The 10,647-nt window shown below is 31.8% G+C and carries 6 protein-coding genes and 1 pseudogene; 5 read left to right on the forward strand and 2 right to left on the reverse strand.

What is annotated here, in order from left to right:
* From ACTG3V_RS14060 to ACTG3V_RS14080, 5 genes and pseudogenes are all read left to right on the forward strand, one after another.
* Nucleotides 1–497 (forward strand): annotated as a pseudogene (locus ACTG3V_RS14060) (transcription termination factor NusA); the annotation flags it as partial.
* A 59-nt stretch (nt 498–556) separates the two neighbouring features.
* A complete protein-coding gene (gene infB / locus ACTG3V_RS14065) occupies nt 557–3,418 on the forward strand; it encodes a translation initiation factor IF-2 (protein WP_439132806.1) in 2,862 nt (953 codons plus the stop codon).
* Nucleotides 3,419–3,874: 456 nt separating this feature from the next.
* A complete protein-coding gene (locus ACTG3V_RS14070) occupies nt 3,875–5,521 on the forward strand; it encodes an amidase family protein (RefSeq protein WP_439132807.1) in 1,647 nt (548 codons plus the stop codon).
* A 100-nt stretch (nt 5,522–5,621) separates the two neighbouring features.
* Nucleotides 5,622–6,977: a 30S ribosomal protein S12 methylthiotransferase RimO gene (gene rimO / locus ACTG3V_RS14075; RefSeq protein WP_439132808.1), complete on the forward strand. Its 1,356-nt coding sequence runs from the start codon at nt 5,622–5,624 to the stop codon at nt 6,975–6,977.
* A 29-nt stretch (nt 6,978–7,006) separates the two neighbouring features.
* Nucleotides 7,007–8,008 (forward strand): isoaspartyl peptidase/L-asparaginase family protein, encoded by a 1,002-nt coding sequence (locus tag ACTG3V_RS14080; protein ID WP_439132809.1) that lies wholly within the window; start codon nt 7,007–7,009, stop codon nt 8,006–8,008.
* Nucleotides 8,009–8,059: 51 nt separating this feature from the next.
* Here the strand turns inward: ACTG3V_RS14080 and ACTG3V_RS14085 are convergent, their stop codons facing one another.
* Complete coding sequence (locus tag ACTG3V_RS14085; protein ID WP_439132810.1) at nt 8,060–9,490, reverse strand: pyridoxal phosphate-dependent decarboxylase family protein; 1,431 nt, start codon at nt 9,488–9,490, stop codon at nt 8,060–8,062.
* A 125-nt stretch (nt 9,491–9,615) separates the two neighbouring features.
* A partial coding sequence (gene yidC / locus ACTG3V_RS14090) for a membrane protein insertase YidC (RefSeq protein ID WP_439132811.1) occupies nt 9,616–10,647 on the reverse strand: 1,032 nt, incomplete at its 5' end.

Raw genomic sequence — 10,647 nt, forward strand, 5'->3', positions numbered from 1 at the left:
GTGTAGGTGTAAAAGGGTCTAGAATTCACGGTATTGTTCGTGAGCTAGGTAACGAGAATATTGATGTTATCAATTACACCAAAAACGAACAGTTGTTTATTTCAAGAGCATTAAGTCCTGCAAAGGTAACTTCAATGGAAATTGAAATGTACGAAGAAGAAAAAAATGGTAAAAAAGGTAGGGTTAGCGTTTTATTAAGACCAGAAGAAGTATCAAAAGCAATTGGTAGAGGTGGTGTTAATATTCGTTTAGCAAGTGAGTTAACAGGCTACGAAATTGATGTTAAACGTGAAGGTTTAGAAGAAGAAGATGTAGAGTTAACCGAGTTTACTGATGAAATTGAAAGTTGGATTATTAGTGAGTTTACTAAAATTGGTTTAGATACAGCAAGAAGCGTACTTGAAACAAGTGTAGCTGAATTGGTAAAAAGAACCGATTTAGAAGAAGAAACCATTATAGATGTTCAAAGAATTTTAAAAGAAGAATTCGAAGAATAATATAGTAGAGAAATAAAGTAAAAATTATATTTTTACAAATATAAAGTTAAAAAGAATATATGTCTGTAGGCAAAACAATAAGGCTTAACAAAGTTCTAAGAGAATTAAACATTTCTTTGGATAGAGCAGTAGAATATTTAGCAAAGAATGGTCATGAAATTGAAGCAAGACCAACTACTAAAATTTCTAGTGAAATCTATTCAGTGCTTCAAGATGGCTTTGAAACTGATGCAAATAAAAAAGCAGCATCTAAAGAAGTTGGCGAAGAAAAGCGAAAAGAAAAAGAGGCAATTCGTTTAGAACTAGAAGCTAAATTAGAGAAAAAAAGAGCGGAAGAAGCAAAGAAAGAAGAAGCAAAGAAAGAAGAAGTTCTTAAGGCCAAAGCAGATAAGTTATCGTTTAAAACTGTTGGTAAAATAGATATTGACAATGCAGGCAAAAAACCTGAACCATCAAAAGAGGAGCCAAAAACAGTTGAAAAACCTAAGGAGGAACCTGTAGCTGAAGTTAAACCTGTAGCTGAAGTTAAAGAAGAACCAAAAGAAGAAGTGCCAGCTCCCAAAAAACAAGAGGAGCCTGTGGTTGAAGAAACTAAAACTGTAAAACAACAAACACCTCCAGTTAAAAAGTCAGTATCAGCTATAGAAAAAGCAGCTTCTAAGGTTGATGTTAAAAAAGATAATAGAGGCGATAATTCTAAAGCAGATGCTAAACCAGAAGAGGTTACTGCAGAAAACGCTGAAGCTATTAAAACACAGTATAAGAAGTTAGATGGCCCTAATTTTACAGGTAAAAAAATTGATTTAAAACAGTTTGAAAGACCTAAAAAGAAAAAGCCAGATCCTAAAAAAACTTCCAATACAGACGCAAAGAAAAAGCGTAAACGTATTAGTAAACCTGCCAATTCTAGACCAGGAACTAGTAGTAATAGAGGAAATAATAGAGGAGGTCAAGGCAATAATAAACCAGGTTTTAGAGGTAGAGGAAATCAAAGAACTCCAGTTAAAAAAGAAGAACCAACAGAAGCAGAAATCCAAAAGCAGGTAAGAGAAACTCTAGAGAAACTGCAAGGAAAATCTTCTAAAGGTAAAGGAGCTAAATATCGTAGAAATAAAAGAGATGCTCACAAAGAGCAAACTGAAGCAGAATTAGAAGCACAAGCATTAGATAATAAAATCTTAAAAGTAACAGAATTTGTTACTGTAAGTGAAGTTGCTACAATGATGGAGGTGCCAGTAACTCAGATTATCTCTTCTTGTATGATGTTAGGAATGATGGTAACAATGAATCAGCGTTTAGATGCTGAAACCTTAGTTATTGTTGCAGAAGAATTTAATTATAAAGTAGAGTTTGTTGGTGCAGAAGTAGAAGAATCTATTGAAGAAATAGAAGATAAACCAGAAGACCTAGAATTACGCGCACCAATTATTACAGTTATGGGGCACGTAGATCATGGTAAAACATCTCTACTAGATTATATTAGAAATGCAAATATTGTTGATGGTGAAAGTGGAGGAATTACACAACACATTGGTGCATATTCAGTAAACGTTGGCGATCAAAAAATAGCATTTTTAGATACACCAGGTCACGAAGCCTTTACAGCAATGCGTGCAAGAGGTGCTCAAGTAACAGATTTAGTGATTATTGTGGTTGCAGCAGATGATGATGTTATGCCACAAACCAAAGAAGCTATTTCTCATGCACAAGCTGCTGGAGTTCCAATAATTTTCGCAATCAATAAGATTGATAAACCTAATGCCAATCCAGATAATGTAAAAACACAATTATCTTCAATGAATTTATTGATTGAAGAATGGGGAGGTAATATACAATCTCAAGATATTTCAGCAAAAACAGGTCAAGGAATTGATGAATTATTAGAAAAAGTTTTACTAGAAGCTGAAGTTTTAGAATTAAAAGCAAATCCTGATAAAAATGCTGTTGGTACAGTTGTAGAGGCACTCTTAGATAAAGGTAGAGGTTATGTAACTACAATTTTAGTACAAGCAGGAACACTAAAAATTGGTGATTATATTTTAGCAGGTAAACATAGTGGTAAAGTTAAAGCTATGTTTGATGATAAAGGAAGAAAAGTTAAAGAAGCTGGTCCATCAACTCCTGTTTCAATATTAGGTTTAGATGGTGCACCACAGGCAGGTGATAAGTTTAATGTTTTTGAAGATGAAAGAGAAGCAAAACAAATTGCATCAAAACGTTCTCAATTACAACGTGAGCAGTCTGTTAGAACTCAGAAAACATTAACATTAGATGAAATTGGACGTAGAATTGCTTTAGGTGACTTTAAAGAATTAAACATCATCTTAAAAGGAGATGTAGATGGTTCTGTAGAAGCTTTAACAGATTCTTTCCAAAAATTATCAACAGAAGAAATTCAGGTAAATATTTTACATAAAGGTGTAGGTGCAATTACTGAAAGTGATGTGTTATTAGCAACAGCTTCAGATGCTATTATTGTTGGGTTTAATGTAAGACCACAAGGTAATGCAAGAGCAGTTGCAGACAGAGAAGAAGTTGATATTAGAACCTATTCTATTATCTATGCTGCCATCAATGACTTGAAAGATGCCATGGAAGGAATGTTGTCTCCTGAAATGAAAGAAGAAATTACAGGTAATGTAGAAATTAGAGAAGTTTATAAAATTTCTAAAGTGGGTAACATTGCAGGTTGTATGGTGATGTCTGGAAAAATCTATAGAGATTCTAAAATACGAATTATTAGAGACGGAATCGTAGTACACGATGGTGTGTTGAGTTCATTAAAACGTTTCAAAGATGATGTTAGAGAAGTTGCAAAAGGATATGATTGTGGTATACAAATTAAAAACTATAATGATATTCAAGAAGGCGATGTAATCGAAGCTTACAAAGAAATAGCTGTTAAAAAGAAATTAAAATAGCAAGCTCAAAATCTTCAATATTAAAAAAAATCCAAAACGAAATTAGTTTTGGATTTTTTTTTAGGTAAAACTATTACTTATTATCGTGAGTTCGATTTAACTTCTCTGGGGTAATGAGGTTTATTTGTTTGAAAATTAAAGTGTTGTCATTTTGAACGAAACATAGTGTAGTTCAGAAATCTCAAATTTAGACTCAGATTTCTCCATTTCAATCGAATTGACATTCGTTTTAGATAATAAAAAAGTAGCTATCCACTAGACAGCGTTTTTCAAGTCGAACTCACATTATTAATTACAAATTTTTTTCCATTAGTTTGATTTAAACTAGATTTCAATTTTAATAATACAAATTAAAGTTAAGAAATGTTGAAATATTATTAAGATTTATCAACTTTGTTACCAAATTGTATTTTTTATAAAAAGGTTTAAATGGTATATTTGATAAAAATATTTATCATGAAGAAATTTATTTGCCTACTATGCTCAGTTGTATTCTTATTTTCTTGCAAAACAAAAGAAAAACAACCAGAGGTAATTTTTAAAAAATATGACGAAACAACTGAATTAGCAGAACAGCAGAATCATCCTAAAAAAAGAATGCAATTTAAACTTTTTCAATCTAAAGTTTTAGATATGAATTCGGTTTTTGAACCTTTTCAAGAAGATTTAGCTTATTTTTCAGAAGATGAGTATCAAGCCTTAAAACCTTTAATTTTAGAGCAAAACATACCTACATTACAAAAAAATGTTAAAGAAGGTAAATTAACATACGAAAAACTTACCTTATTTTATTTGTATAGAATTAGAAAGTTTGAAAGCGATTCTACAAAATCATTAAATGCTATCATCGCTTTAAATCCTAATGTTTTAAATGAAGCTAGAGCAAAAGATAAAAACAAAAACAAAGTTTCTGATTCTTCCATATTTGGAATGCCAATTTTATTAAAAGATAACATCAACACTAAAGAAATGCCAACTACTGCAGGAGCACTAGCTTTGCAAAGAAATTACACTAAAAACGATGCTTTTATTGTGGAAAAATTAAAAGAAAATGGTGCCTTGATTTTAGGTAAGGTAAACTTAAGTGAATGGGCTTATTTTTTCTGTTCTGGTTGTCCTTTAGGATATTCAGCTGTAGGTGGACAAACTTTAAATCCTTATGGAAGAGGAGAGTTTGAGACAGGAGGAAGCTCTGCAGGAAGTGGAGTAACAGTTGCAGCAAATTTTGCAGTAGCTGCTGTAGGTACAGAAACTGCGGGTTCAATAACATCGCCTTCTAGTTTAAATTCTGTGGTAGGTTTAAAACCAACAATTGGGGTTTTAAGTAGAACTGGAATTGTGCCCATTTCATCAACCTTAGATACTCCAGGACCAATGACAAAATCTGTGATTGATAATGCCATTTTTATGGATGCCATGTTAGGTTTTGATGAAAATGATACAGCCTCTAAGAAAATTAATACAAGCCATACTAAAAACGGATTTAGAAGTCAATTGAAAGGTATAAAATTAGGTGCTATCAAATCTTTATTATCCGATTCTATCTATGCAGCTAATGTTGAAAAACTTAAAAAAGGCGGAGCAGAAATCATAGAAATTACACCTCCTAAAATTTCTTTTAATGGTTTTGTTACTTTGTTAAATATTGATATGAAACACGATTTGCCTAAATATTTATCTGAGCAAGCTGATAAATCTATTTTCATTAAGAACGTTAAAAGCGTGGTAGATTTCAATAAAAAGGATTCTTTACTAAGAGCACCTTATGGCCAACAATTATTTGATGGTATCGTAAAAGATACAACCACTTTAGAACAACTTGAGCTTGTAAAAAGTAACTTAAAAAGTGAAGGAGAAAAGTATTTACAAGCATTACAAAATCAAAACTTAGATGCTATCTTATCCATCAATAATTATCATTCTGGCATAGCTGCAGTGGCATTACACCCAACATTAACGGTGCCTATGGGCTATAAAAATTCGGGTGAACCCATAAGCTTAACATTTGTTGGTAAACCGCTTTCTGAAAGAAAACTATTAGAAATAGGTTATGCTTTTGAGCAGTTAACAAAGGCTAGAAAAATGCCAGAAAACTATCAATAAGAAAGTTTTTAAATGATATTAAAGCAGTATTTTTGCACTCGTTTTAAAAAACGAAACAAAAATTATATTTATTACTTGCCAATAGCTAAAAGCTTTTAACATGCGTACAAAATCCATCAAAAAAAATAAGATTAATGTAGTTACTCTAGGTTGCTCAAAAAACATTTACGATAGTGAGGTGTTAATGGGGCAATTAAAAGCCAATGGTAAAAATGTGGTTCATGAAGATGAAAATGATGATGGCAATATTGTAGTTATTAATACTTGTGGCTTTATTGGTAAAGCAAAAGAAGAATCCATAGATACGATTTTGCATTATGCACAAAGAAAAGAAGCAGGAGAAATCGATAAAGTTTTTGTTTCTGGCTGTTTAAGCGAACGTTATAAACCAGATTTAGAAAAAGAAATCACGAATGTAGATCAATATTTTGGTACACACGATTTGCCAAATTTATTACAAGCGTTAGAAGCAGATTATAAACACGAATTAATTGGAGAGCGTTTAACAACTACACCAAAACATTATGCGTATTTAAAAATTGCAGAAGGTTGTGATAGGCCTTGTTCTTTTTGTGCAATTCCTTTAATGCGTGGCAAACACAAATCTACACCTATTGAAGATATTGTTACTGAAGCAGAAAAATTAGCTGCAAACGGTATTAAAGAAATTATGTTAATTGCTCAAGACTTAACCTATTATGGCTTAGATATTTACAAAAAACGCGCTTTAGCGCAGTTATTAGAGGCTTTGGCTAAAGTAGAGGGTATTGAATGGATTAGAATGCATTATGCTTTTCCAACGGGTTTTCCTATGGATGTTTTAGAGGTGATGAAACGCGAACCTAAAGTTTGTAATTATTTAGATATTCCTTTGCAACATATTAATTCTGAGTTGTTAAAATCGATGAAAAGAGGTACAACACACGAAAAAACAACCGCATTAATTCACAAGTTTAGAGAAGTTGTTCCAGAAATGGCAATAAGAACCACGTTAATTGTGGGTTACCCAGGAGAAACCGAAGAAATGTTTCAAGAATTAAAAGATTGGGTAGAAGAAATGCGTTTTGAACGTTTGGGAGCTTTTGAGTATTCTCATGAAGAAAACACAGGGGCTTATGTTTTAGAGGATGATGTGCCTGCTGAAGTAAAATTTAAAAGAGTAAATGAAATTATGGAGGTGCAATCTCAAATTTCATGGGAGTTAAATCAACAAAAAATAGGCAAAACCTTTCGTTGTTTATTTGATAGAAAAGATGGAGAGTTTTTCTACGGAAGAACAGAATACGATTCACCAGATGTAGATAACGATGTTTTGGTTGATGCCAGAGAACACTATATTAAAATTGGTGAATTCGTAGACATCACAATTCATGATGCAGGCGATTATGATTTGTATGGAACACCAACAAAAAAAGCAGCAAAACCTTTAAGTTTAAACAAGAAAAGAAAGGTTTAATATCATTTTTCTCTTATAACTTTAAATACATGAAAAGAAGACACTTCATAAAAAAAGCATCTGTTACAGGTTTAGGTTTGGTAACAGCTTCATCCACCTTTTTAAGTGTCGATGAAAATCAAGAAATTAAAAATGAAATTGCTGTAACCTCAAAATATATAAAACCTTTAGTTATCGCTACTTGGAAAACAGATTTAGCTGTAGAAACTGCAGCTGCTGTTTTAGAAAAAGGGGGCAACGCTTTAGATGCTGTAGAACAAGGTTGCAGAATTGAAGAAGCTAATGAAAAAGGACAATCTGTTGGTAAAGGAGGTTTACCAGATCGTGATGGAGAGGTTACTTTAGATGCTTGCATTATGAATGAAAAAGGAGATTATGGAGCTGTTTTAGGCGTAAAAAACATAAAGCATGTAATTTCTGTGGCTAGAAAAGTAATGGAAGATACCCCTCATGTAATGCTTGTTGGTGAAGGAGCAGAAAATTTTGCTGTTTCTAAAGGTTTTGAAAGAGAAAACTTATTAACAGAAGCTGCTAAAAAAGCTTGGAAAAAATGGAAAGAAAAATCGGAATATAAACCGATTATCAATATAGAAAATCACGATACTATTGGCATGTTAGCTATCGATAAAAAAGGGAATATTTCTGGTGCTTGTACTACAAGTGGTTTGGCTTATAAAATGCCTGGTAGAGTAGGCGATTCGCCTATTATAGGAGGTGGACTTTTTGTTGATAATGAAGTTGGTGGTGCATCTGCAACAGGTTTAGGAGAGGAAGTTTTAAAAACAGTGGGGAGTTTTTTAATTGTGGAATTAATGCGTCAAGGAAAATCGCCCCAAGAAGCTTGTGAAGAAGCAATAGGTAGAATTGTAAACAAACCAGGTAAAGATTTTAAAAACTTTCAAGTGGGTTATATAGCTGTTAATAAGAAAGGTGAAACAGGGGCATTTTCAATTCATCAACATTTTAGCTATAATTTATATAAAAACAAAGAGAATAAAAATATTCCATCAGATTTTTATAACAAAGTTTAATGTATACTAAGTATTGAAAATGAGTGAAAATTATTTTATAACGTAGGTAAATTATTCCATTAATTTTCTACCAAAAGTTTCACACTTTTCTAAAGTTTGTTGTACATCATCAAAAGTTGTTCTTGGGTTTATCAAACACATTCGTAAAACAATTTGTTTTTGTAAAACTGTGGTAACCAACATGGCTTCTTTTGAATTGATAATTTCTTGAGAAATTTTCTGATTTAAATCGTCTAAAGCTTTTTCTGAGAGATTTTTTACGATTGGGTTGTATCTAAAGTTAATAATGCCTAAAGTAGCAGGTGAAACAATTTCCCAATTGGCACTTTTTCGTAAAAAGGTTTCTGTTTTTTCTGCAAGTTCAATTGAATAATCAATAGCTTCTCTAAAAGATTGCAAGCCAAAGGTTTTAATAGACATGTAAAATTTTAACGCTCTAAAACGTCGTGTTAATTGAATACCATGATCGTAGAAATTTATTTCAGAAGTATTTCCTTCAATATCTCTTAAATATTCTGGTTTTTCAGTAAATGTTTTACTCAACCATTTATGATTTCTCACTAACAAACAACCCATTTCATAAGGTTGAAAAAACCATTTATGAGGGTCTACAGTTATCGAATCTGCTTTTTGAATTCCTTTTAACAATTGATGTCCGTTTTTTGCCAAAATAGCAGCACCTCCGTAAGCAGCGTCGATGTGAAACCATATATTTTCTTGCTTACAAATTTTACTCATTTCTACTAGTGGATCAACAGTTCCTGTATTTGTAGCACCAGCTGTACCAATTAAACAAAAAGGTTGTAAGCCTTCTAATTTATCTTTTGCTATGGCATTTTTAAGTTTGTTTAAAGAAACTTTAAACTCAATATCAGTGGGTATAATTCGAATTTGCTCTTTGCGAAAACCAATAGTTCTAATGGCTTTAATGTTAGAAGAATGGGTTTGATCTGTTAAATAAATGACAGCTTTAGAGAAATCATCTCCACATTTTTGTCTTCGAGCAGTTACTAAAGCTGTTAAATTTGCCATAGACCCACCACTTGTAAAAATTCCTCCTCCTTTTTTTGTAGGAAATTTAAACAATTTTAAAAGCCAATTAATGGTAACAATTTCTAATTCAGCAGCTGCTGGTGCATTTACCCATCCACCAGAAAAAATATTAAAACCTGTGGCTAAAGTGTCTGACATTGCACTAATATAGTTACTTGGGCCTGGAACAAAAGAGTAAGATTTTGGGTGAGATAAAATATCTGTAGCTTCTAAAACATTTTCAATTACAAAATCCAACACTTCTTTACTGTCTTTACCTTCTTCTGGTGCTTGTTCTAAAAATAAAGAATCCATTTCTTGTCTGCTTGCATTAAAAACAGGATCTTTTTTGTGTTGATTTTTAAAGTGATTTACAATAGTGTCAACTACTTTATAACCATAAGCTCTCATTTCTTCTTCAGAAAGTGTAAATGTGGGATTTGATTGCATATCTTCGAAAATTTTATAGTGCAAAAATACAATTTGCTAGGTATAGTTTAGGTGATAAAATGCATCAAAAAAACCCAAAACAGAATGCTTTGGGTTTTATGATTTATTAATAGGCTTTGTGCCTTTTATTTCTTTTGTTTTGCTTGTTGTTCTTGAGCTTGTTTCATAGCAGCATCAATTCGTTGTCTGAATTTGCTTTTTGCTTTTTCAGGTCGTTTTTTATTCTCTTCAATTTGTGCATGAATTTTATCCTCATCAATTACATAATTCTTAATCACTAACATAATGGTTATGGTTAATAAGTTAGATATAAAGTAATACAAACTTAATGAACTTGCATAATTGTTAAAGAAAAATAACATCATAATAGGAGAAAAATAAATCATGTATTTCATCATTTTGCTCATATCTGGCATACCTTCTTGAGTAGGTGCTTGCATATTGGCTTGCTGACTTTGGTTCATTTTCATATAGAAGAAAATTGCTACAGAAGCTAAAATTGGGAATAAACTTACATGATCTCCATAAAAAGGAATGTTAAAAGGGAGATTAAAAATAATATCATATGATGATAAATCTGGAGCCCATAAAAAACTTTCTTGTCTTAAAGCTAAATTTGTTGGGAAGAACTTAAACAAAGCAAAGAAAACAGGCATTTGTAACAATGCAGGGATACAACCAGATAGCATACTTACACCAGCTTTTCGTTGAATAGCCATGGTTTCTTGCTGACGCTTCATGGCATTTTCTTTTCCAGGATATTTTTCATTTAATGCAGTCAATTCTGGTCTTATCACCTTCATTTTTGCACTAGATACGTAAGATTTGTAGACTAAAGGAGACATGATTATACGTACAACAATAGTCATCAAAATAATAATTAATCCGTAGTTTGATAAAAATCCTTTTAACAAATTAAATACAGGATAAAATACAGTTCTGTTTAAAAAACCAAAGATTCCCCAACCTAAATCTGCAATTTCATCTAAATCTGTTGCTGCGTATTTATCACTACTTAATAAATTATAATCACTTGGTCCATAAAACCATTTCATATTATAATTCAACTCTCCATTAGTTAATGTAAGTGGTGTTTTTAATTCGTATTTTTTTGTAAAAACAGTATCAATTTTTTCATCTTTCACTAAGTCAGTAGA

The sequence above is a fragment of the Polaribacter sp. genome (genome assembly GCF_965660385.1).
In the GTDB taxonomy this organism is placed as follows: domain Bacteria; phylum Bacteroidota; class Bacteroidia; order Flavobacteriales; family Flavobacteriaceae; genus Polaribacter.